24 protein-coding genes are annotated in these 20,659 nt (G+C 71.8%); 10 read left to right on the top strand and 14 right to left on the bottom strand.

Features of this window, described 5'->3' with window-relative positions; genetic code table 11:
- Window positions 1-122 precede the first annotated feature (122 nt).
- From IEZ01_RS03740 to IEZ01_RS03730, 3 genes are all read left to right on the top strand, one after another.
- Window positions 123-662, top strand: coding sequence for an HAD domain-containing protein (locus tag IEZ01_RS03740; RefSeq protein WP_189199791.1), 540 nt, complete (start codon window positions 123-125; stop codon window positions 660-662).
- Window positions 663-842: 180 nt separating this feature from the next.
- Complete coding sequence (locus IEZ01_RS03735; RefSeq protein ID WP_019891478.1) at window positions 843-1,094, top strand: EF-hand domain-containing protein; 252 nt, start codon at window positions 843-845, stop codon at window positions 1,092-1,094.
- A gap of 284 nt (window positions 1,095-1,378) precedes the next feature.
- Window positions 1,379-3,160, top strand: a complete 1,782-nt coding sequence (locus IEZ01_RS03730; RefSeq protein ID WP_189199789.1) for a S8 family serine peptidase — start codon at window positions 1,379-1,381, stop codon at window positions 3,158-3,160.
- Window positions 3,161-3,232: 72 nt separating this feature from the next.
- Here the strand turns inward: IEZ01_RS03730 and IEZ01_RS03725 are convergent, their stop codons facing one another.
- The 7 genes from IEZ01_RS03725 to IEZ01_RS03695 all read right to left on the bottom strand — a co-directional run bounded on the left by IEZ01_RS03725 (window position 3,233) and on the right by IEZ01_RS03695 (window position 10,004).
- Window positions 3,233-4,132 (bottom strand): NAD(P)H-binding protein, encoded by a 900-nt coding sequence (locus IEZ01_RS03725; protein ID WP_019891476.1) that lies wholly within the window; start codon window positions 4,130-4,132, stop codon window positions 3,233-3,235.
- 55 nt (window positions 4,133-4,187) lie between these two features.
- Window positions 4,188-4,811, bottom strand: coding sequence for a ScbR family autoregulator-binding transcription factor (locus IEZ01_RS03720; RefSeq protein WP_019891475.1), 624 nt, complete (start codon window positions 4,809-4,811; stop codon window positions 4,188-4,190).
- A gap of 275 nt (window positions 4,812-5,086) precedes the next feature.
- Complete coding sequence (nadE, locus tag IEZ01_RS03715) at window positions 5,087-5,917, bottom strand: NAD(+) synthase (protein WP_189199787.1); 831 nt, start codon at window positions 5,915-5,917, stop codon at window positions 5,087-5,089.
- Window positions 5,918-6,028: 111 nt separating this feature from the next.
- A complete protein-coding gene (locus tag IEZ01_RS03710) occupies window positions 6,029-6,907 on the bottom strand; it encodes a DMT family transporter (protein ID WP_019891473.1) in 879 nt (292 codons plus the stop codon).
- 60 nt (window positions 6,908-6,967) lie between these two features.
- Window positions 6,968-7,636 (bottom strand): beta/alpha barrel domain-containing protein, encoded by a 669-nt coding sequence (locus IEZ01_RS03705; RefSeq protein ID WP_189199785.1) that lies wholly within the window; start codon window positions 7,634-7,636, stop codon window positions 6,968-6,970.
- Window positions 7,637-7,638: 2 nt separating this feature from the next.
- Window positions 7,639-8,730 (bottom strand): 4-hydroxythreonine-4-phosphate dehydrogenase PdxA, encoded by a 1,092-nt coding sequence (gene pdxA, locus IEZ01_RS03700; protein WP_019891471.1) that lies wholly within the window; start codon window positions 8,728-8,730, stop codon window positions 7,639-7,641.
- Complete coding sequence (locus IEZ01_RS03695) at window positions 8,727-10,004, bottom strand: four-carbon acid sugar kinase family protein (RefSeq protein ID WP_189199783.1); 1,278 nt, start codon at window positions 10,002-10,004, stop codon at window positions 8,727-8,729. Before IEZ01_RS03695 ends, pdxA begins: the two co-directional genes overlap by 4 nt.
- 75 nt (window positions 10,005-10,079) lie before the next feature.
- Here IEZ01_RS03695 and IEZ01_RS03690 point away from each other — a divergent pair, with 75 nt between their 5' ends.
- The 4 genes from IEZ01_RS03690 to IEZ01_RS03675 all read left to right on the top strand — a co-directional run bounded on the left by IEZ01_RS03690 (window position 10,080) and on the right by IEZ01_RS03675 (window position 13,844).
- A complete protein-coding gene (locus IEZ01_RS03690; RefSeq protein ID WP_189199780.1) occupies window positions 10,080-11,030 on the top strand; it encodes a LysR substrate-binding domain-containing protein in 951 nt (316 codons plus the stop codon).
- Between the two features lie 36 nt (window positions 11,031-11,066).
- Window positions 11,067-12,239 (top strand): alpha/beta hydrolase family protein, encoded by a 1,173-nt coding sequence (locus IEZ01_RS03685; protein WP_189199778.1) that lies wholly within the window; start codon window positions 11,067-11,069, stop codon window positions 12,237-12,239.
- Between the two features lie 124 nt (window positions 12,240-12,363).
- Window positions 12,364-13,332 (top strand): hypothetical protein, encoded by a 969-nt coding sequence (locus IEZ01_RS03680; RefSeq protein WP_229832644.1) that lies wholly within the window; start codon window positions 12,364-12,366, stop codon window positions 13,330-13,332.
- Window positions 13,333-13,364: 32 nt separating this feature from the next.
- Window positions 13,365-13,844 carry a hypothetical protein gene (locus IEZ01_RS03675; RefSeq protein ID WP_040875860.1) on the top strand — a complete coding sequence of 160 codons (480 nt, stop codon included), beginning with the start codon at window positions 13,365-13,367 and terminating at the stop codon, window positions 13,842-13,844.
- Window positions 13,845-14,016: 172 nt separating this feature from the next.
- Here IEZ01_RS03675 and IEZ01_RS03670 read toward each other — a convergent pair whose 3' ends face one another.
- Window positions 14,017-14,514 (bottom strand): peptidylprolyl isomerase, encoded by a 498-nt coding sequence (locus tag IEZ01_RS03670; RefSeq protein WP_019891466.1) that lies wholly within the window; start codon window positions 14,512-14,514, stop codon window positions 14,017-14,019.
- 206 nt (window positions 14,515-14,720) lie between these two features.
- Here IEZ01_RS03670 and IEZ01_RS03665 point away from each other — a divergent pair, with 206 nt between their 5' ends.
- Window positions 14,721-15,113 carry a hypothetical protein gene (locus tag IEZ01_RS03665; protein WP_189199776.1) on the top strand — a complete coding sequence of 131 codons (393 nt, stop codon included), beginning with the start codon at window positions 14,721-14,723 and terminating at the stop codon, window positions 15,111-15,113.
- Window positions 15,114-15,154: 41 nt separating this feature from the next.
- Here IEZ01_RS03665 and IEZ01_RS35580 read toward each other — a convergent pair whose 3' ends face one another.
- Window positions 15,155-15,280 carry a hypothetical protein gene (locus IEZ01_RS35580; protein WP_019891463.1) on the bottom strand — a complete coding sequence of 42 codons (126 nt, stop codon included), beginning with the start codon at window positions 15,278-15,280 and terminating at the stop codon, window positions 15,155-15,157.
- Window positions 15,232-15,873: an SGNH/GDSL hydrolase family protein gene (locus IEZ01_RS03660; protein WP_267907248.1), complete on the bottom strand. Its 642-nt coding sequence runs from the start codon at window positions 15,871-15,873 to the stop codon at window positions 15,232-15,234. The genes IEZ01_RS35580 and IEZ01_RS03660 overlap by 49 nt, the downstream gene beginning before the upstream one ends.
- Here IEZ01_RS03660 and IEZ01_RS03655 point away from each other — a divergent pair.
- Window positions 15,864-16,439 (top strand): TetR/AcrR family transcriptional regulator, encoded by a 576-nt coding sequence (locus IEZ01_RS03655; protein ID WP_189199772.1) that lies wholly within the window; start codon window positions 15,864-15,866, stop codon window positions 16,437-16,439. The two genes, IEZ01_RS03660 and IEZ01_RS03655, sit on opposite strands and share 10 nt — an antisense overlap.
- A 144-nt stretch (window positions 16,440-16,583) precedes the next feature.
- The gene (locus IEZ01_RS03650) at window positions 16,584-17,117 is read left to right on the top strand and encodes an AMIN-like domain-containing (lipo)protein (protein ID WP_028798273.1); all 534 of its coding nucleotides are present in this window, start codon (window positions 16,584-16,586) and stop codon (window positions 17,115-17,117) included.
- A gap of 7 nt (window positions 17,118-17,124) precedes the next feature.
- Here IEZ01_RS03650 and IEZ01_RS03645 read toward each other — a convergent pair whose 3' ends face one another.
- From IEZ01_RS03645 to IEZ01_RS03630, 4 genes are all read right to left on the bottom strand, one after another.
- Window positions 17,125-17,328 (bottom strand): hypothetical protein, encoded by a 204-nt coding sequence (locus tag IEZ01_RS03645; RefSeq protein ID WP_189199770.1) that lies wholly within the window; start codon window positions 17,326-17,328, stop codon window positions 17,125-17,127.
- Between the two features lie 165 nt (window positions 17,329-17,493).
- Entirely contained in the window at window positions 17,494-18,741 is a 1,248-nt protein-coding gene (locus tag IEZ01_RS03640; protein WP_019891457.1) for a YncE family protein, read from the bottom strand.
- 124 nt (window positions 18,742-18,865) lie between these two features.
- Window positions 18,866-19,744: a YhjD/YihY/BrkB family envelope integrity protein gene (locus IEZ01_RS03635; protein WP_019891456.1), complete on the bottom strand. Its 879-nt coding sequence runs from the start codon at window positions 19,742-19,744 to the stop codon at window positions 18,866-18,868.
- A gap of 104 nt (window positions 19,745-19,848) precedes the next feature.
- Window positions 19,849-20,613 carry an alpha/beta fold hydrolase gene (locus tag IEZ01_RS03630; protein WP_028798271.1) on the bottom strand — a complete coding sequence of 255 codons (765 nt, stop codon included), beginning with the start codon at window positions 20,611-20,613 and terminating at the stop codon, window positions 19,849-19,851.
- Window positions 20,614-20,659 lie beyond the last annotated feature (46 nt).

Below are 20,659 nucleotides of genomic sequence, written 5' to 3'. Positions count from 1 at the left end.
GCACAGGGGGGCCTGATGGGTTGACAGGTGAGAGGTGAATCACGTGGGCGGCGGGGCCGTTGGCCCGTGCCGGGCTCGGAGGCCCGTTTCGTCGGGTCCCTGAAGTGGGCCGTCGCTATCGTGTGGCCGTGATCGGATCCACAGGGCGCCCCCTCCTCTTCCTTGACGTCGACGGCCCCCTCATTCCCTTCGGGGCCACCCCGCAGGAGCGGCCGGGCGGGTACCCCACGTACCGGTCGAGCACGGGCCGCGCCTCGCGGGTCGACGCGCACCCGCTGCTGTCCCGGGTCAACCCTGCCTACGGGGCCCGGCTGAGGGCGCTTCCGTGCGAGCTGGTGTGGGCCACGACGTGGATGGACGATGCCAACGCCTGCGTCTCCCCCTGGCTGGGTCTGCCGGAGCTGCCGGTGGTGGACTGGCCGGAGGAGTCCGGCCAAGACCGCGGCGCGGCGCACCATCGGCTGCACTGGAAGACCCGCGCTCTGGTCGAGCGGTCGGGCGGGCGGCCGTTCGTCTGGGTCGACGACGAGATCACGGACGCCGACCGGCGGTGGGTGGCCCGGCACCACGGAGGGCGGGCCCTGCTGTACCGCGTCGATGCGCGCCAGGGCCTCACGGACGAGGATTTCGACGCGCTCGGCGCGTGGCTGAACAACCTGTAGCCGCAGAGGTGCTACGGACTGTTATGGATCACCGCGCGCGAAATCCACCGGAACAGGCGGGAGCAGAGCTCGGGAACCAAGAGTCTCCCAGTGCCGTTACACCGTGTAAGCGCGAGGGTGACGGCCTATACGGCCACTCACAGCCACCGTCGACCGTCGCGGGAAGGAAGGAACGACGTGATGAGTGCCAAGGCCCGGAAGCTGTTCGACGCGCTGGACCTCGACGAGGACGGGACGCTGACCCGCTCCGAGGTGATCAACGCGCTCCGGACGAAGGGTCCCACCCTCGCCGCCCAGGGCGACCTGCCGTTGTGGGGAGTCTCGGACGTCGAGGGCTCCTCCGCGCTGTTCGACGCCGCCGACGCGAACGGCGACGAGGTGCTCACGTTCGAGGAGTTCGCCGCGGTCGTCGACCGTCGCTTCGGCTGGTAGTCCCGCTCCTCCACCACCTGGCCTCCGGCCCCCTCCTGCCCTGACGCGGCCCCCGTGCGGGGCCGCCTTCCGTGCCGCCCGCGCGCCCGCTCAACTCACTCTCCTTCGCCCGGGAAGCCCCCCGCGACAAGGGGAATCCCGTCGTCCGCCGACTGCCAGGGTGGTGCGGCGGTGAGGCAAGGGATTCCCCTCTTCCTCCGCAGTCGACGTGTCTGACATCTTGCGTTCGCCCCCTACACACTCGGCCCGGCGGCCCACCGGCATGCCGGGACTCGGAGGACGCATTGATACGTCACATACGCACCCGGTTCCGGGCCCCCGCGGCCGCCGCGCTCGCGATCGGCGCCACTCTCGCCTTCGTGACCCCGGCCACGGCGACCGCCTCGACCGCCACGACGACCGCGCCGCAGGCAGCGGCGGCCTGGGCCGCCGGGACGCGCGCCTACCTCGTCATCACCACGCCGGGTGACACGTCCGCCGTACGCGCGGCCGTCGCCACCAAGGGCGGTTCGGTCTTCGCCTCGTACGACGCGATCGGCGTGATCGTCGCGCACTCCACCTCGACCGGTTTCGCCGCCGCCATGCGCACGGTCTCCGGAGTTCAGCAGGTCGGTGCCACGCGTACGTCGGACGTTCCGGCCGACGCGTACAACCCGGCGCTGCCGGCGAACCCGGCCCAGACGCCGACGACGCTGAACGAGAGCCTGACCCGCTGGGACATGACCCAGATCAAGGCCGACCAGGCGTGGGGCGTGACCACGGGCTCGGCGTCGGTGAAGGTCGGTGTGCTCGACACGGGCGTGGACGACAAGCACCAGGACATCGCCCCGAACTTCAACGCCGCCGATTCCGCCTCGTGCGCGTACGGCAAGGCGGACACCCGCACCGGCGCCTGGCGTGACGTCGGTACGCACGGGACGCACGTCGCGGGCACGATCGCGGCGGCCAAGAACGGCAAGGGTGTCGTCGGTGTCGCTCCCGGGGTGAAGATCTCCTCGGTGCGTATCGCCGAGCCGGGCAGCAGCCTGTTCTTCGCCGAGAACACGATCTGCGGCTTCATGTGGGCCGGTGACCACGGCTTCAAGGTGACCAACAACAGCTATTACACCGACCCGTGGCAGTTCAACTGCCCGGACAACGTCGACCAGGCCGCCATCATCGAGGGCGTCAAGCGTGCCCAGGAGTACGCGGAGAGCCGGGGCTCCCTGCAGATCGCCGCGGCCGGCAACTCCAACCTCGACCTGGCGAACAAGACGACCGACACGGAGAGCCCCAACGACTCCACGCCGGTCACCCGCACCATCACCAACGCCTGCCTCGACATCCCGACCGAGCTGCCGGGTGTCGTGACCGTCGCCGCGACGGGCAAGGGCAACGTCAAGGCCTCGTACTCCAACTACGGCAACGGCGTCATCGACATCGCGGCCCCGGGCGGCGACGGCGCGAGCGGCGTCTACTCCACGCTGCCGGGCGGGAAGTACGGCAACAGCAACGGTACGTCGATGGCGTCCCCGCACGTCGCGGGTGTCGCCGCGCTGATGGCGAGCGTCAACCCGTCGTACACCCCGGCCGACATCCGCGCCAAGCTCGGCGTCCAGGCCACCGACACCGCCTGCCCGTCGGACAGCCGGTGCACCGGGACGACCGGCAAGAACGGCTTCTTCGGTGAGGGTCAGACCGACGCCCTGAAGGCGGTCGGCGGTGCGACCACGCCGCCCACCGGCCCGTACTTCGAGACCACGACGGACGTCGCGATCGCGGACAACGCCACCGTCGAGAGCCCGCTTACGGTCTCGGGCGTGAGCGGAAACGCCCCGGCCACCCTCAAGGTCGGTGTGGACATCAAGCACACCTACCGTGGTGACCTGGTCGTCTCCCTGGTCGCCCCCGACGGCACGGTGTACCCGCTGGAGGACTTCGCCAACAACGACGGCACGGACAACGTGGCCAAGGTGTACACGGTCAACGCCTCCGCGGAGGTGGCGAACGGTACGTGGAAGCTGCGCGTCGCCGACGTGGCGTCCCAGGACACCGGCAGGATCGACGCCTGGAACCTGACCTTCTAGTCCAGGCCGGTCGGCTCGTCCGCAGGTCCGGTCCGGCTCTCACGGGAGGGAGCCGGACCGGACCTCGTACGGTCAGCGGAAGTGGTGCGTGTGGCGCGCCGCCCACGCCCAGAAGGGCCCCGGCGCACGACCGGTGAGGTCCGTCACCCCGCTGGTCACCGCCAGCTTCGCGCCCTCAAGCTGCCGCTCGGCGCTCTCCAGCAGCGCGCTCACCATCGGTTCCGGATACCGCGCGCGCCAGCTCTCCACCGCTTCCCGGCGGGTCAGTTCCACGAAGTCGAGCGGCCGCCCCAGCGCCCGCCCGAGCTGCTCCGTCTGTTCCCGGGCGGACACCGCCTCGGGGCCGGTCAGCCCGTACGCACGGGAGGCGTGCCCGGGTGTCGTCAGTACGCGGACCGCGGCGGCCGCCACCTCTTCCGGGTCCACACACGCGTTGCGCGAGTCTCCGTGCAGCGCGCGTACGACTCCCGATTCGCGCACGGAGGCCGCCCAGCTCAGCGCGTTCGACATGAACGCACGCGGTCTCAGCAGCGTCCATTCCATTCCGGAGGACCGCACGAGATCCTCGGTCTCGCGCTGCCGACAGGTCATCAGGTCGCGTGCCCCGGGGTCGCTCACCGCCAGCGCGGACAGTTTCACCACGCGCCGGACCCCCGCGCGGCGCGCCGCCGCGAGGAAGCACTCGTCCAGGTCGGGGCGCATGGGATCGCCGGTGATCAGGAGCATGGCGTCCGCTCCCCTGCACGCCCGCACCAGACCCGGGCCGTCGTGGTGGTCCGCGCCCACGATCTGGCCGCCCAGTCCCGCCCGGGCGGCGCGGGCCGGATCTCTCGTCAGTGCGCGTACGGCATGTCCGGGTACGAGCATGCGCACCACGCGCGACCCCACCGTCCCGCTGGCCCCGGCGACCACGATGCGCAGCCGCGCGCCGCCTCCGAGGCCCGGCCCCGCCGGCTCCCCGCACCCGCCCACGCCGACGACGCCCTTACGTGCCTCGTGCCCTCGTGTTAACCCGCTCAGCACCCCGTCACCCCACCCTTCCCCGCTCCAGGTCCAGCTTGATCCGCGACACCGCCTCCGGGCTCGCGATGCCGGGCAGCAGAAAGCGCCACATCCGCAGCACCCGCTCCGGCAGATCCGATCGGCCCGACATCAGCTGCGAGTGCAGCTGCGTGCCCGTACATGCCCCGACGACGAACTCGGCGACCTCGGTGGCGTCGACCGAGTCGAGCAGATCACCCTCGGCCCGGGCCTCCGCCAGGCATTCCTCCATGATTCCGGCCCACTCGCGGAACGAGGTGTCGTCCTGGAGGCCGAACGCCCCCTGCTCCACCGACAACCGCACGCCCGCGCGCAGCAAGGGGTCACGCTGCAACCGCCAGCACCACACCAGCGTGATGTCCACCAGCCGCTGCAGACCCACCGAGGAAAGCCGCGGGACGATCGTGTCCGGCTGCGCCCGCATGACGGCGAGCGCGATTCCTTCCTTCGACTTGAAATGGAAATACAACGCGCCCGTCGTGGAACCGGCCCGCTCCGCGATCTTCGTGATGCTCGCGCCCGCGAAGCCGTTCTCGTCCAACACCTCTGCGGCCGCCTGGAGAATCGCCTCCCGGGTCCGCACAGCGCGCTCCTGCGTCGCCCGCGCCATCTCTACCTCCACGCTCACTACAGCCACACGAATACCAAAGTCCACACCCCCTACCCCCTGGACCAGCCCCCAGCGCCGAGCTCACCCACCCCCTCATCAAAGATAAAGAACACTCTCTATTTTATGCAGCCAGTTGACCACCACACCACCCCGGCGCACCACCCCTGGGTAATCCCGGCTGCGACAACGTCCCAAAACCGCTCGTGCCCACCGGTGGACAACACCGGTGGGCACGGAGGGAATACGGTGGCGCGCGATCGCCGCGCGCGGGCGCCTCAGGGGGCGACGGGCAGCTGCCGCTTGTGCTCGGTCAGGCGGTAACGGCGGACGATCGAGGCGAAGGCGGGCTCTCCGACCGGCTTGCCCTCGAGGAAGTCGTCGATGTCGTCGTACGTCACACCGAGCGCGTCCTCGTCGGGCTTGCCCGGGTCGAGGGTCTCCAGGTCGGCGGTCGGGGTCTTCCAGACCAGCTCGGCCGGGGCGCCCAGCGCCTCCGCGACGGCGCGCACGCGGCGCTTGGTCAGGCCCGTCAGCGGTACGAGGTCGGCGGCGCCGTCACCGAACTTGGTGAAGAAGCCGGAGACCGCCTCGGCGGCGTGGTCCGTGCCGACGACCAGGCCGTCGTGCGCGCCCGCGACCGCGTACTGCGCGATCATCCGCTGCCGGGCCTTGATGTTGCCCTGGACGAAGTCCTGGTGGTGGGCGTCCCGGAAGGTCACGCCCGACGCGGCGCAGGCCTCCAGGGCGGCGTCACTGGCCGGCTTGATGTCGACGGTCAGGACCTGGTCGGCCTGGATGAAGCCGAGGGCGAGCTGGGCGTCCTTCTCGTCCGCCTGCACGTCGTACGGCAGCCGCATCGCGTAGAACGTCACATCGTGCCCGGCGGCGCGGGCCCGCTCCACCGCCAGCTGGCACAGTCGCCCGGCCGTCGTGGAGTCCACGCCACCGCTGATGCCGAGGACCAGGGAGCGCATCCCCGTGGACGTCAGGCGCTCGGTGAGGAACGCGACCCTGCGCTCGATCTCCGCCGCCGCGTCGAAGGTCGCGGACACTTCGAGATCCCGGGCGATCTCCTGCTGCAGGGCGGTGGACACCGGCTCGGTCACGGCTGCTGCTCCTCGTCGTCGACGGTCGTGGGAGGACGTACTTCCCGCCGACTCTATGCCGCCGCGGCCACCTCCTCGTACGGCGCCCCCACCGCCGGCGGCCGGGCGCCGTCAGGTGTCGCGCTGCCGGGCGGGTCTCAGCGCCCCGAGGTACACCCCGAGAAGGATCAGCGGAGCGCCGAGCAGCAGACCCAGGGTCAGGGGTTCGTCGTCCAGCCAGGCCGAGAGCACGATCGTGACGACGGGGATGATCACGAACACATAGGCGGCCCGGGAGGCGCCCCACCCTTCGACCACCTGGAGAAACAGGACGAAGGTGAGGACCGAGCCGGCCACCACGAGGTATACCAGTGCCCACCAGGTCGCGGCGCGGTCGGGCAGCCGCCATGTGTCACCCACGAGCGCGGAGCCGGCGAACAGGAGTGCCGCGGCGGCGGTCATGCCGACGGCGTTCATGGTGACGGGGTGGAGCGGGGGCAGCCGCTTCACGAGGACGGTGGCCTGGGCGAAGGAGAGGACGGCGCCGAGCACGGCCAGCAGCGAGAGCACCGGGACCGACTCCTCCAGGGAGGCGCGTGAGGCGAGGGCGACCCCGGCGACGGCGCAGACGGTGCCCGCGAGCGCCATGGCACGGAAGCGTTCCTGTCCTTGCGCCACCGCGAGCAGCAGCGCCACGAGCGGCACCAGCGCCAGCAGGGTCTGGCCCAGGCCCGCGTGGATCCGTACGAGCGCGTAGTAGGCGAGCGCGAAGGTGACCCCGAAGTTGAGGGTGCCGAACAGCACCGCGCCGCCCAGCGCCCGGCCGCGCGGCAGGCTCAGCCGCATCCCGGCCATGATCGCCAGCAGGACCAGCGCGGAGGCCCCGAACCGGACGGCGGCGCCCCACAGGGGATCCAGCTCGCGGTTGCTGAACCGGACTCCGACGGCGTTCCCTCCGGCGAACAGGGAGCAGGCGACGAAGGCGGCCGCGGTGTGGGGAGCACGGGGCACGGGCGTCACTGTAAGCACGGGGCGCCGCGCCCTTCCCGGCAACACGCCCGTGGGCAGGGCTCAGGTCGCCGCCGCCTCGACCACCGGGGCGAGCTGTGCGGCGAGGGTTCCGGCGTGCGGGACGAGGCGTCCGTCGAAGGCCGCGGAGCCGATGGTGAAGGCGTCGGCACCGGCCGTGGCGAGGGCGCGGATCTGCTGCGTCGTGGTGATCGAGCCGGCGACGACGAGACGGCCGGCCGTCGCCGCGCGCGCCGTGCGCACGAGCTCCAGGGGCTCGGCGTCGGTGGCCCGGTAGGCGAGGAGGTCGACGCCCGCGCAGCCGGCCTCCTCGGCGCGGCGGCAGTCGGCGGCGATCCGCTCGGGGCCGCCGGCCAGGCGGGTCGGGTGGCCCTCGGGGCGGCCGACGAAGGGCAGATGGGCGATCTGGGTGCCGCCCAGCAGGGCGAGGGTCTCCTCGATCCAGGTGCCGCCCATCAGTTGGTCGACGCCCAGGGCGACGGCGGTCCGTACGGAGGCGAGGACCTGGTCGCGGTGGGTGCTGACCACCTCCAGGTAGGAGGTCGCCCCCATGTCCTTGATGCGCTCGTGGAGCAGGCGCAGCGTGTCCCGGTCCGCCCCGACGTCCTTGAAGCCGATGTGGGTGATGCCCAGGTCTCGTACGGCGTCGAGGACGCGCAGGCTGTCGGAGACCGTACGGTCCTCGCGGGTGAGCATGAAGATGAAGTCCACGGTCAGTGCCTCGGTGTCTCGGTCGGTCGGTTCTGGGTCGTCAGGGCGGCCGCGTGGCGCAGGGCCGTCAGCAGGCTGGTGTGGTCGGCCGTCCCCCGGCCGGCGAGGTCGAACGCCGTGCCGTGGTCCACGCTGGTGCGGACGAACGGCAGGCCGATGGTGATGTTGACGCCGTGCTCCAGACCCAGGTACTTCACCGGAATGAGGCCCTGGTCGTGGTACTGGGCGACGACGGCGTCGAACTCGCCGGCGCGGGCCCGCATGAAGACCGTGTCGGCGGGCCAGGGCCCGCTCGCGTCGATGCCCTCGGCGCGGGCCGCCTCGATCGCGGGGGCGATCACGTCCTGGTCCTCGCGGCCGAAGAGGCCGTTCTCGCCCGCGTGCGGGTTGAGCCCGGCGACCGCGATGCGCGGGGCGGCGAGGCCACCACGGCGCAGGGTGCGGTGGGTGAGCCGGATGACGTCCAGCTCCCGCGCGGTGGTGAGCGCGTCGATGGCGGTACGCAGGGACTGGTGGACCGTCACGAGCACGGTGCGCAGTTCGTCGTTGGCCATCATCATGGCGTAGTCGCGGGTGCGGGTGAGGTCGGCGAGCATCTCGGTGTGGCCGGGGTACGGCACTCCGGCCAGCCGCAGCGCCTCCTTGTTGACCGGTGCGGTGACCAGCGCCGTGACCTCGCCGCGCAGCGCGAGTGCGATGCCACATTGCACGTACTGGAAGGAAGCCGCGCCCGCGCGGGCGTGGAGTGTGCCCCACGGCAGGCCGGCGAGCGGTTCGGGGGCCGGGCTCGCGGTGTCCGGCGTGCCGGCCGTGAGGACGTCCAGGGTCCCTGGCCTGTGGGCCGCCTCCGCGGGTCGGGTGATCGGACGGATCTCCAGGCGTTCGCCGGTGGTGCGGCAGGCGCGGGCGAGGACGCCGGGGTCGCCGATCACCACGACCGGTTCGGTGCGGCGCGTGTCGGCGCAGGCCTTGACCGTGATCTCGGGTCCGATGCCGCAGGGGTCGCCCATGGTGATCGCCAGCGGGGCGGTCACCGGCGGGACTGTCATGGGTGGCGTGGTCACCGGGGAGGTGTTCATCGGCGGGGTGGTCACCGGCGCCCTCCTCGGTCTGCCGCGTCGGTGGAGCCGCGTCGGCCGTGCGGGTGCGCGGCGATCTCGGCCAGACGCAGCAGGGTGCCGTCGTCCCCGAATCCGCCTGCCTTGATGAGTACGGGCACGGTGTCCGGGCCGCGTGTACCTCCCAGGCCGGTCAAGAGGCCCCGGGCCACCCCCGGTTCGGGTTCGTCGACGAGTCGGATGCCGGCTGCGCCGAGCGCCGTCAGGACGGTCACCGCGGTCTCTCCACCGGTCAGCACGAGCGCGTCGGCGTCGCTCGACTCGACGAGCGCGCACGCGGCGTCGGCCAGCGAGCGGGCGAGGATCCGCGCGGTCGCCGGGTCGTGCCGGGCCGCGGGCATCCGCAGCGTGCGCACGGATGTGGTCATGCGGCGCAGGGCGGTGACCGCCTGGCCGGGGTCGGCGGTGACGGTCGCGCCGTCCGCGCCGGACCGGTCGTGGAGCAGGTCGAGTTGGCGCAGGGAGGACGGGTTGGCGCTGCCGACGACGACCAGCGGGCGGAGGGCGGGAGTGAGGGTGGGCGGGGTGGCGGCGGGCGTGCGGATCCGGCGCCGGGCCAGCGCCGCGGCCAGCCCTGGCGAACCCACCCACAGCACGGCCTCGGGCTCCGTGACCGACGCGACGAGGGCGTCCAGGTCCTCGTCCCGTACGGCGCAGCAGACGAACAACCCGCCCTCATCGATGAGTTGGGGCAGGCCGGCGAGCCGGTCGGGGCCGACGAGTACGGCATCCGGAAACAGGAGCGAGAGGTCCGAGCAGGTCACGGGGTGGACCGGATCACGGGCGAACTCGCTCTCGTGCACCGGCACGCCCCGTACGAACTGCACCCCGCCGACCGTGACCCGGCCCTCCGCCGGGAACGCGGGGGCGAGGACCACCGCACGCCGCCCGGAGCCGGCCCACGCGGCGCGTACCTCGGAGGCCAGATGGCCGCGCAGGGTGGAGTCGACCGTCTTCACGAGCAGGTCCGCGGCCGCCAGCGCGCCCGCCGCTTCCCCGGTCCGGTGGGCGGCCTGGGCTTCGTCGAGCACGCGCGTACCGAGGTCGAGGGCGGTCACGCCGGTTCCGAGCGGCGGGAAGACCTGCGCGGCGAAGGAGGGCGGATCACAGAGCAGGAGCCGGGCCTCGTGCCCGGCGGCGCGGAACGGTGCCGCGCCGTCCCCCGCGCTGGTGAGGTCGTCGGCGAGGACCGCGACCGCGGACGGTGCGGGCCCTGCCGGATGGGAGGCATCCGTGACGGGATGAGTCATGCGAGCCATCCTCCGGGAGGGAAAAGCGCTGTACAAGCGAGTCTTTCTCACGATGAGCGTGACTAGAATTCATACATGACATGGCCTGACCTTCCGCCTCCGAACACGCTGATGCCGTTCGAGGCGGTGGTCCGGCACGGGAGCGTCAGCGCGGCCGCGCAGGAGCTCCATGTCACCCATGGCGCGGTCAGCCGCCAGGTGCGCAATCTGGAACGGGCCCTGGGCGTCGTGCTGTTCGAGCGGTCGGCGCGTTCGCTGCGGCCGACGCCGCAGGCGCGGGAGCTGGCGGCCGTCGTCCGCGACGCCCTCGACCGGATCGACACGGCGGCGCGGCGCATCGCCCGGCGCGAGGACGCCGACAGCGGCCCGCTCACCCTGTCCTGTGAGCCGACCCTGCTGATGCGCTGGCTCATTCCACGCCTGCCCGGCCTGGCCGTCCACGCGCCGGGTGTCACCGTGCACCTCTCCGCGGGCGGCGGCCCCGTCTCCTTCGCGCCCGACCGTCACGACGGTGTCGACGTGGCGATCCGGCGCAACGACTTCCCGTTCCCCGAACAGGTCAGCCGCGCCCCGCTCTTCACCGAACGGACCGGACCGGTCTGCCGCCCCGACCTCGCCGCCCGCCTCACCGACCCGTCCCGCCTGGCGACGACGACACTCCTGCACACCCGCACCCGGCCGCGTGCCTGGGACGACTGGTTCCGGGCGGCCGGCCTGGCCGCCGACGCCGCGGCGGGCGCCGGTCACCAGCATCTGGAGCACTTCTCCCTGACCCTCCAGGCCGCCGAGTCCGGTCTCGGCGTGGCGATCGGCCCGTACGCACTCGTCCGCGACGACATCGAGCGCGGCCGGCTCGCCGCCCCGTACGGCTTCGTCCCCGACGGCAGCAGCTACCACCTGCTCAGCCGCCGCCCGCCCGAGCGGGACGAACGGGTCCGGCTGCTCCTGGACTGGCTGCGGGCCCAGGCGGCCGATGTGCTCCCGAAGTCGTACGAGGAGGGCCCCGGAAGCGCGACCGGAGTCTGACGCGCCGTACGAGCCGGCGCGGCTAGCGTCGCGGTCATGTCCTTACTGATCCGCGCGGCGACGGCCGCGGCACTCGCCTTCACCCTCTCCCTGCCGGTCGCCACCGCCCACGCGGACCCGGCCGCCCCTGTCTCCGCACCGGCCGGCACCTCCGCCGCGCGGGTGGACCGCCCTCAGCTCCCCTCCCCCACCGGCCTGTACTCGGTGGGGAGTTCCGTCCTCCACCTTCTCGACCGGTCCCGTACGGACCCGTGGGTGCCCTCCGCCGGAGGCCGGGAGCTCATGGTCACGGTCCACTACCCCGCGGCCCGCTCCTCGGGTGGCACCCCCGCCCCGTACGCCACCACCGAGGAGACCAGACTCCTCACCCAGGGGCTCAAGCAGTACGGGCGGGTGCCGGCGGAGGAGCTGAGCGCCATGCGGACGCACAGCCGCCGCTACGCCCGCCCGGCGAAGGGCAAGCACCCCCTGGTCCTGCTCTCGCCGGGATTCGCGGTCTCCCGCTACACCTTGACCGGCCTCGCCGAGGATCTGGCGAGCCGGGGGTACGTCGTCGCGTCGCTCGACCACGCCTACGAGTCCTTCGGCATCGCCGTCCCGGGCGGGCGGATGCTGACGTGTGTCGCCTGCACCGCGGTCGACGAGGGCGGTGTGCACGGCAGTGTGTCGACGTCGACGCGGGCCAAGGACGTGTCGTTCGTCCTCGACCGGCTGACGGGACGTCATCCGGCGTGGCGCCACGCCAAGATGATCGACGAGCGGCGGGTCGGCATGGCGGGGCACTCCATCGGCGGGGCGAGTGCCGCTTCGGCGATGGCCGGTGACCGGCGGGTCGACGCGGGGATCAACATGGACGGCTCGTTCTGGGAGGAGCTCCCGGCCGGAGGCCTCGGCGGTCGGCCGTTCATGCTGCTCGGCACCGACGACGCGGTCCACCGGCCGGGCGGCGAGGACCGGACGTGGCCGCGCCTGGGCGGCTGGAAGCGCTGGCTGACCGTCGCGGGAACCGATCACTTCACCTTCTCGGACAGCCCCGTGATCGAGGAGCACTTCGACCTTCCGCGCTCCCCGCTGCCCGCCGCGCGGAAGACGGTGATCAACCGGACCTATGTGGCCGCCTTCTTCGACCAGCACCTGCGCGGCATCCCGCAGCCGCTCCTCGACGGCCCCGACCCGGAACATCCTGAGGTGATGTTCCACCAGCCCTGAGCCCACCTCCTCCCCATGGACAGGAGCCGTCTCCGCCGCCCGGCGGAGGCGGGTCCGTCCCGTGGCGGACGCGCGCCGGGCGCTGCTCGCCGAGGCTGGGGGCTCCGGGGGAAAGGGGTCCACGGTGGCGGGGACGGGAATGGACCGGGCGGGGCGGATCGCGGCGTACGGCGCGGCGGTCGCGCTGACGCCGTACGTGCTCATCAAGGTGTCATGGGTGATCGGCTCCCTCCTCGGGCTGCTCCCGGTCGGTGCCGGCTTCGGCCTGGCGGGATGGGTGGTGCTGAACACGGTCACCATCGGCATGGCCGCCACGGGGATCGGGCTGGCGCTCGCGCTCGTACGCCCCTGGGGGCTGCGCATCCCGGCGGTACCGCTGGCGTTCTGCGCTTGGGTCGGAGCCGGGTTCCTGGTCGCGATCCTGCCGTTCGCCCTGTTCAGCGGGGTGATGGAGGAGCCGAGAAGTCCTCCGCGGGCGACGGGGCGGGGGCCGGCCCTGCCATGCCCGGGTGGGAGGCGGCGCTGGTCCAGCTCGGCTTCGTGGGCATGGGCGCCGGCCTGGCGATCGCGCTCCCCGCCTACCTCCTACGCCGCTGGCCTCATGCGTTCGCCGGGCGGATCGGGGACGCCGCCACCCCTTCCCGTACCCGCGCGGCTCCGTCGTGGGCGACGGTCGCGGGCGCGGCGGTCGGACTTGTCTGGTGCTACTGGGCGGCGGGCGGAACGGCCGGGATCGTACGGCCGGAGGCGCGGGACGCCCAGGGGGGCGCTGCTGGGGGCCGTCTTGGGGTGCTGGGCGCTCGCGGGGGCCCTGGCGACGGCGGCGATCACCGGCGGCCGGCCGGCCGGGCTGCGTCGCGGGCCGGTGATGGCGGTGGGCTGGCTGGGGTCGGGGGCGCTCTTCGCGTGGAGCGGCTGGAAGGTACCGGTGACGTTGTACGTCACCATGTCGGCGCCGGCCGACGTCGCCGTACCGGAGCACCTGGCGCTCGCGGGCCTGCTCCATGGGACGGCCGTGGCTTCAGGGGCGGCGATGGCCCGGATGCTCGTCCGCGCCACGCATGCAAACAAAGTGTTCATCAAGGATCGTTGACACCGGTCTGTGTGCGCACCCATGCTGGTGCCATGCAGTCGACTCCGGAGCCCTCAGCAGCTCTCCCTTCGGATCCGGCCGGCAGCGACCCCTTCACGCCTCCGGATCCGGACGAGGCACGAGCGCACAGGGAAATGGCGGCGCTGTTCCGGATCGCGGAGCGGCACGCGGGTACGGACGCCCTGCGCGGCAGGCAGGTCCATCCCGCGCTGATCGGGCCGCACGAGGCGGTGAGGCTGGTGGCGTTCCTGCTCAGCGGCGCGGCGCTCACGGAGGAGGACGAGCCCGAGGTCGACCGGGCCGACATCACGGCCGCGTTGAGTCTGGTCCCGCGGGCCAGGGGGGAGATGGACGAGCTGGAGGCGGGCCTGCTGCGGATGGCCCGGGGGCGTGGCATGACGTGGCCGGAGATCGCGTTCGGGCTCGGCCTGGGGACACCACAGGCGGCGCGGCAGCGTTACGAACGGCTGATGAGCCGGACCGCCGAGCCCTCGGCTCAGGGCGGGGAATGACCGTCCCGCCGATCGGGGCCCGCATGAGCGGTCGGCTTCTGGCGGCGTGCTGAGTGGGGACTCGGTCGCGCGGGTCGCCTCGATTCGGGCGAGGCGACCCGCGTACGTCCCCGTACGCCTCTCGGAGCTTTCAGGGCTCCGGGGCCGTGCGGACCTGAGTGTCAGGTCCCGATCAGAGAACGCCGGAGTCGGCGATGGTGATCTTGGCGGAGGTGCGGCCGCTCTGCGAGCCCAGCGACTCGATCTTCTTCACCACGGCCATGCTCTCCTCGTCGGCGACCTCGCCGAAGACGACGTGCTTGCCGTCCAGCCAGCTGGTGACGATGGTGGTGATGAAGAACTGCGAGCCGTTGGTGTTCGGGCCCGCGTTGGCCATCGACAGCAGGCCGGGGCGGGTGTGCTTGAGCTTGAAGTTCTCGTCGGCGAACTTCTCGCCGTAGATGCTCTTGCCGCCGGTGCCGTCACCGCGGGTGAAGTCGCCACCCTGGAGCATGAACTCGGGGATGACGCGGTGGAACGAGGAGCCCTTGTAGCCGAAGCCCTTCTCGCCGGTGGCGAGCGCGCGGAAGTTCTCCGCGGTCTTCGGGACCTCCTCGTCGAAGAGGTTGAAGTTGATGCGCCCGGCGGGCGCGTCGTCGATGGTGATGTCGAAATAGACCTTGATCGTCATAGTGACATCCTGACATCTCCGACCCGCAAGGCGCGCGCTGGGTCGGCCCAGCGGCATGTTGATCTCCGCTCGGCATCGGTTCGGCCTCGGTCCGGCCCCGGCCCGGCCCCGGTCGGCGAGGGTCCGCCGTCGGTCGACGGTGTCATCGGGCATGGTGCTGGGCAAGGGATCCGATGGACCGTTTTCGGCGGTGAGAGGGGGATTCCATGCAGCCCGCACATGCTGTCGGTTTCGGTGTGGTGACGTTCGGACTGGCGTTGATGGCGGCCGGGGTGGTGTGGAAGGGCCGCGCGGTACGGCCACTGTCGGCCGCCCGCGCCCGGTCGACACTGGGCCGGCGCTACCCGCGGGATCTGCTCCGGTCCGCCGACATGGCCATCGCCTCCGCACGGGGCGCCGCGTCGCAGGGCGAGCCCGCCATTGTCACGATCGACGCGGTCGTGGACATCGCCCGGGACCACTTCGGCCGCACGCATGTCCCGCGGCGTGACGCGGCGGCCGCTCTGCGCCTGCGCTACGAGTACGCCGACTGCGTAGCGGACTGCGTCACCGACGCGTACGACTCGGAGCGCCGCGCAGGAGTCGAGGGCGAGCTCTGAGCCACCCGCGGGAGCGGTCCCGGGGCTGGACCGTTCACCGATCAGGGCGCGGTCCGCGCCGGGGCGCCGGCCAGCCACTGCGCCACGAGATCGGTGAGGAAGGCCGCGCCGCGGTCGCTCAGATGGATGTGGTCGACGAGCAGTTCGAGGTCGTTGCCGCGAGCCACCTCGTCCCAGCCGCGTCCGAGCAGATGGTGCTCGGCCGCCGCGGCGAAGGCGCCCCCGAAGCCGAAGTCGTACGGCGTGCCCGCGCGCCGCGTTTCCGCAGATGGTCGGCCATCCGCTCATGTACGGGCAGGTAGTCGACCTTGGCGCGCTCGGCCGTCTCCTTGATCACCGCGTTGTACGCGGCCAGCCTGTGGTTGATGTCGGCGTCCAGGTCCTCGCCGCGCGGCGGCAGGGACAGCAGGACGATCCGGGCGGACGTCTTGGTCTTCACCCGGTCGACGATCGCGCCGAGATAACCGCGGTAGTCCTGAACAGGTACGCCGTCTCCGAGGTCGTTGGTGCCGATGAGGATCGTGACCGCGACCGGGCGGCAGGCCACGATGTCGCTGTCCACCCGTTCCAGAAGGTCGGCACTGGTATGGCCGTTGACCCTGGCGTTCACGAACTCGTAGCCCTGGCCCGCGCTCCGGGCACGTTGGGAGGGGCGCCTTCTTTCCGGCCGCCGGCGCAGGCTTCGGCGGGCGGGTTGGCGGGCGACCGGAGGAAGGTCAGACAGCCGACGGTGCCGAGCGGAGAAACCGGATGAGCACACGGGAGCGGATCCTGGACGCGGCCGCGGAGATCTTGCGGACCCGCGGCGTGGCGCAGGCCACGACCAAGGAGATCGCGCTGGCGTCGGAGGTGTCCGAGCCGACGCTCGACAAGTACTTCGGGGACAGGGAGCGGCTGCTGCTCGCCGTCCTGGAGGAACGGCTACCCGGCCTCTCCCGCGTGTCCGTACGCCCCGGAGAGGGCGACGTCGAGGACAACCTCGCCGAACTCGCCCATGCGGTGCTGGACTCCTACCAGCGGGCGATCCCGATGCTCGGGGCAATCCTCGCCGATCGGCAGCGCATGGCCGCGCACCGGACGGCGATGAGCCGGCTCGGCGGCGGCCCGGACAAGGCGGCCGGCGCGTTCGCCGGCTACCTGCAGGCCGAGCAGGCCCTTGGGCGGGTCGGCGCGGAGACGGACCCCGACGCGGCCGCGGCGCTGCTGATCGGAGGCTGCTTCCATGAGGCCTTGCTGCGGTACTACGCCGCCGGTCCTGGCGCCGACGCAGCCCCGCGTACGTTCGCCGAGTTCCTCGCCAGGGCGGTCGTCCGACCGCTGCTGTGACCAGGCACGTCTCGTCGGACGCCCCGTGACGAGACCGGAAGAAATCTGGTGTTCTCTACCTCCAAAGGTGGAACCATAGGACTTTTCCGGATGTCTTCTTCAGTGACACCACTGTCCCCGTATCTGGAGAAACTGGGGGACGTCATGCTGCACCGTCAGCGCTTCGCGGCCTTCGCCGCGGGCATTCTTCTCACCGCCGGGATCGGTGCCACGATCCCCGCCTCCGCTTCCCCGTCCGCCGCACCGGCCTCGCCCGGTGCGGCACAGCCCGCGACCGCGCTCGTGACCAACGCGCGCTGGGGCGGACACGCGTCCTTCGACCGGCTCGTCATCGATGTGAAGGGCACCGTGCCGCCGGTCACCGTCAAGCCGGTCAAGGTCCTCACGTACGACGGCTCGGGAAACAAGGTGCCGCTCGCCGGCCGCTACTTCCTGGAGATCAAGCTCTCCCCCGCCGCCGCCCACGACGACAGCGGCCGTTCCGTCTACCAAGGTCCCCGGCTGCTCAAGGTCTGGCTGCCCACCCTCAAGGGCGTGGCCATGACGGGCGACTTCGAAGGCGTGGTCACCTTCGGGGCGGCCTTCGACACCAAGCCCGTGTACAAGGCGTACACCTTGCACGGGCCGGAGCGGTTCGTGCTCGACATCCGGCACCACCCGGGTGTGTGCCCGGCCTGAGGGAGTGTCAGTGGCGGCGCGTACGGTCGTCTCCATGACCGTGAAAGCGCTCGCCGCGTCCGCCCTCACCACCGCCGCCGTCCGTGAACTGCTGGCCCTCCCCACGATGGCCCCGGTCCCCGACGAGGAGTTCCTCGACCACAGCTCGAAGGTGCTGGGCTGGGAGTTCACGGACCTGGTGTGCGAGGCGGAGCGCACGCGGCACGGGCATGTGCTCTTCTTCGATGCGAACAATCCGCTGGGCGACATGAGGACGACGTTCAACCTGGTCTTCGCGGAGGCGTATCCGTACGATCCGGATGGCCTCGACAACGAGAAGTGGCTGACCGGGGACGTCCGGGCTGCGCGGAGTGACGGGCCAGGGGTCCGGCATCGGTCAGCGGGCCGCCGGGCCCGTCCAGCCCTTCGCGACGTGGCCGATCCGGACACGCTGGGGGTGGTCCCCGACGGGTACGGAAGCGACCTTGGCGCCGGTGGCGAAGTCGATCGCGGTGACGCGGTCGGCGCCGCTCTCGGAGATGACGCAGGATGCGCCGTCGCCGCTGACCGTCGCCCAGTACGGCTTGGAAGCGGGGACCAGCGGACCCTCCTGGAGTGAGGCGCGGTCGACGACGGTGGCGTAGTCGTCCATCGTTCCGGCGATGCACAGCTTGTCGCCGCGGGGGCTCATGGACATGCCGTGGTGGCGGGAGTCGTTGACCCAGGTGGTGCGGTCCTCACTGGTCGAGGGGTTCTTGGGGAGGGTCTTGACGCGGGTGATCTTGTCGGTGGCGACGTCGTACTCGACGAAGCCGTTGAAGAAGGAGACCTGGAAGTAGAGCGTGCCCTCGTCCGGGGTGAAGGCGACGGGCCGGACGGAGTCGGAGAGGTCGCCGCGGCCGAAGGCGTCCAGGCGCTGGCGCATGTCGACGGTCCGCACCGCCCGGAAGGTGGTCGTGTCGACGACGGTGATACGGCGGTCGCCCTTGGTGAAGTCCAGCCAGGGGTGGTCGAGGGCGGTGTTGACCTCCCCGATGGCCATGTTCCAGAGGTACCGGCCGTCCTTGCTGAAGACGTTCTCGTGCGGCTTGTCGCCGGTCTTGAAGGAACCGAGCTCCTTGCCGCTCGTGATGTCGAGGACGTGCACGGTGTTGGAGGTGGAGGCGGAGACGGCGACGCGGGTGCCGTCGGGTGAGACGGCCATGTGGTCGGAGCGGTAGCCGGAGACGGGGAAGCGCCAGTTGATCGCCCCGGTGGCGAGGTCGATCGAGACGACGTCGGCGAAGCTGGGCCGGGAGACCACGACGGCCGCTCCGTCGGGGGTGGAGTACATGTCGTCGACGAACTGGTCGTGTCCCTCGCCGGCGGTCTCGCGGATGCCGAGGAAGTAGGCCAGTTTCACGGGGTTGAGGTAGATCTCGCGGAGCCGCTGTTCCTTGTCCGGGATGACGTTGATCCGGCCGACCTTCGTCAGCGCACCGGTGGATTCGATGACATCGGCGGTGCCGTCCCAGTTGTTGCCGACGAACATCACCTCGCGCAGTCCGGCGCGGTCGTCCGCCTGGGCCGGGGCGGCGGGGACGGATGCCGTACCGGCCACGACGGCGAGCGCGGCGGCGAGGAGCCCGGAGCGGAGAAGAGACATCGACGTTCCTTCCATGGGGGCCGAGCGGGCGACCTGACAGCCAATCAGGTATTCCTACCGGACGGTAACGATGCCCCACGCCCACCACAAGCCCCATGCGCGGCCCAGATCGCCGCGACGTACGTCAGAAAGGCACCCTCAGGTCCTCCGGTGGGCGGGCGAGCCTGCGGTGGACGAGGGCCTCATGCACGAGCCGGCCGACGAGCGCCCCGCCGTAGACGACGAACCCCACCCCCACCAGCCACGACTGCAGCACGAGCACGGTCCCGAACTGCCCGTACGTCACGGCGTTCGAGGCGATGAGCGGCGAGAAGACGAACTGGGAGAAGATCCGCAGCCCGAGCAGTCCGAGCGCGGTCGCCGCGGCGCCCGGTGCGAGGGCGCGCCACCGGATCCGGCCGCAGAGCAGCAGCCGCTGCGACCACCAGAAGAAGAGGAACGCGCCGAAGACGTCCGCGGCGGCGACCGCGAAGGACACCAGCCTGGAGGCATTCTCCGGAGGCGGCGCGCCGACGAAGAGCAGGAGGCAGGCGACCAGCGCGGCGAGCCAGACGACGTGCCGCCACATCGTGTGCCAGCGCGCCGTCGGCAGGTCCCAGGCACGTTCGTAGCCGGTCTGCACGGCGGCTCCGAACGTGACACCGAACGCGGCCAGCGCCGCGAGACCGAACGCCGTGGTCCGCTGAAGCGCCTGCCCCGGCTGGCCGAACAGCCGCTCGACCTCTTCCTGGGACACCTCCGACACGCCCAGCCCCTGTACCAGCCAGCGGGCGAAACCCTGCCCGCTGGCGAGGTCGGCGGAGGCGATGACGATCAGGAGCGGTACGAGGGTGAGGAGGCTGAGCGCGGCGAAGCCCATCGCACGGTGCATCAGCTCCATCTCGCGCCCGCGATTCCACGCCAGTCCTACGGCCGAGGTCAGCACCCGGCGGTGGAACCGCCGGAACCAGTGGCCGTGCGGGGCGGGGCCGCCGTCGGGCGGCGTGCCGGAAGGGAGGGACATGATCCGAACGAGTACCCGTCCCGACGCGCCACCCCTCCACCTTGCCGCCCGAACGGGTGGCCCCCGTCGGTCTCCGGGTCCGGCCGGTCTCCGGGTCCGGCCGGTCAGCGGGTCAGGAAGCCTTCGACGGCGGCGGCCAGCTCGCGCGGGGCCTCCTCGGGGGCGTAGTGGCCCGCGTCGTCGAGGACTTCGAGCCGGGCGTTCGGATACCACCGCAGCCAGGTCGCCGCCATCGCCTCCGCGCCGAGCGCCGGGTCGTGCGCGCCGGCGACCAGCAGCACCGGGACGGGGTTGCCGTCCACGCGGGCGTGGAAGTCGGTGCGGGACCAGGAGTCGAGGTACGCGCGGAACGCCGCGGCCGAGGAACGCTCCAGGGAGCGTTTCACCATGACGTCCAGCCAGGCGTCGCCGTGCCGGCCTCCGGTGGTGTTGTCGATGATGGCCCTGCGGTTGCCGGGGTTGTCGGCGGCTCCGGCGAAGAGCTCCCAGGTCGCCTCGTCGAGCGGGAATCCGGCCGCCGACACCGGCGAGACGCCGATGATCGAACGGACCCGGGCGGGCGCGTCCAGCAGCATCAGCTGGGCGGCCTTGCCGCCCATGGAGTGGCCGACGACGGAGAAGGTCTCCCAGCCCAGATGGTCGGCGACGGCCAGGGCGTCCGCGGCGACCTCCTCCATGGTGAAGTCGCCGTCGGTGTCGATGGCCTCGCCGTAGCCGCGGCAGTCCAGGAACGCGTAGCTGAAGTCGTCCCCGTTCAGGTGTTCCCGTACCGGATCGAAGCTCGACCGGTCGCCGAACCAGTTGTGGATCACGAGGACCCGCTCGGGTCCGCTGCCGTGCACGTCGTGCGGAAGAACCTGACCTGCCATGAGGCCCCCTGTCGGTCGTCACCGATGCCGTGCCGGCGGAGAACCG

Origin of the sequence: Streptomyces purpureus, from assembly GCF_014648195.1 — a bacterium.
GTDB lineage: Bacteria > Actinomycetota > Actinomycetes > Streptomycetales > Streptomycetaceae > Streptomyces > Streptomyces purpureus.
The sequence above is the reverse complement of the archived record's forward strand: the minus strand, read 5'-3'. Positions and strand labels throughout refer to the sequence as shown.

What these genes read in the sequence shown, in the direction of transcription:
- IEZ01_RS03630 (WP_028798271.1), bottom strand. Translation starts at nt 20,613, where the DNA reads ATGGCAGGTCAGGTTCTTCCGCACGACGTGCACGGCAGCGGACCCGAG.
- IEZ01_RS03665 (WP_189199776.1), top strand. Translation starts at nt 14,721, where the DNA reads ATGCAGCCCGCACATGCTGTCGGTTTCGGTGTGGTGACGTTCGGACTG.
- IEZ01_RS03635 (WP_019891456.1), bottom strand. Translation starts at nt 19,744, where the DNA reads ATGTCCCTCCCTTCCGGCACGCCGCCCGACGGCGGCCCCGCCCCGCAC.
- IEZ01_RS03650 (WP_028798273.1), top strand. Translation starts at nt 16,584, where the DNA reads ATGCTGCACCGTCAGCGCTTCGCGGCCTTCGCCGCGGGCATTCTTCTC.
- IEZ01_RS03655 (WP_189199772.1), top strand. Translation starts at nt 15,864, where the DNA reads ATGAGCACACGGGAGCGGATCCTGGACGCGGCCGCGGAGATCTTGCGG.
- IEZ01_RS03690 (WP_189199780.1), top strand. Translation starts at nt 10,080, where the DNA reads ATGACATGGCCTGACCTTCCGCCTCCGAACACGCTGATGCCGTTCGAG.
- IEZ01_RS03720 (WP_019891475.1), bottom strand. Translation starts at nt 4,811, where the DNA reads ATGGCGCGGGCGACGCAGGAGCGCGCTGTGCGGACCCGGGAGGCGATT.
- IEZ01_RS03695 (WP_189199783.1), bottom strand. Translation starts at nt 10,004, where the DNA reads ATGACTCATCCCGTCACGGATGCCTCCCATCCGGCAGGGCCCGCACCG.
- IEZ01_RS03670 (WP_019891466.1), bottom strand. Translation starts at nt 14,514, where the DNA reads ATGACGATCAAGGTCTATTTCGACATCACCATCGACGACGCGCCCGCC.
- IEZ01_RS03645 (WP_189199770.1), bottom strand. Translation starts at nt 17,328, where the DNA reads ATGCCCGTGCCGCGTGCGCTCCGCCTCGCACACCAGGTCCGTGAACTC.
- IEZ01_RS03675 (WP_040875860.1), top strand. Translation starts at nt 13,365, where the DNA reads ATGCAGTCGACTCCGGAGCCCTCAGCAGCTCTCCCTTCGGATCCGGCC.
- IEZ01_RS03640 (WP_019891457.1), bottom strand. Translation starts at nt 18,741, where the DNA reads ATGTCTCTTCTCCGCTCCGGGCTCCTCGCCGCCGCGCTCGCCGTCGTG.
- IEZ01_RS03735 (WP_019891478.1), top strand. Translation starts at nt 843, where the DNA reads ATGAGTGCCAAGGCCCGGAAGCTGTTCGACGCGCTGGACCTCGACGAG.
- IEZ01_RS03685 (WP_189199778.1), top strand. Translation starts at nt 11,067, where the DNA reads ATGTCCTTACTGATCCGCGCGGCGACGGCCGCGGCACTCGCCTTCACC.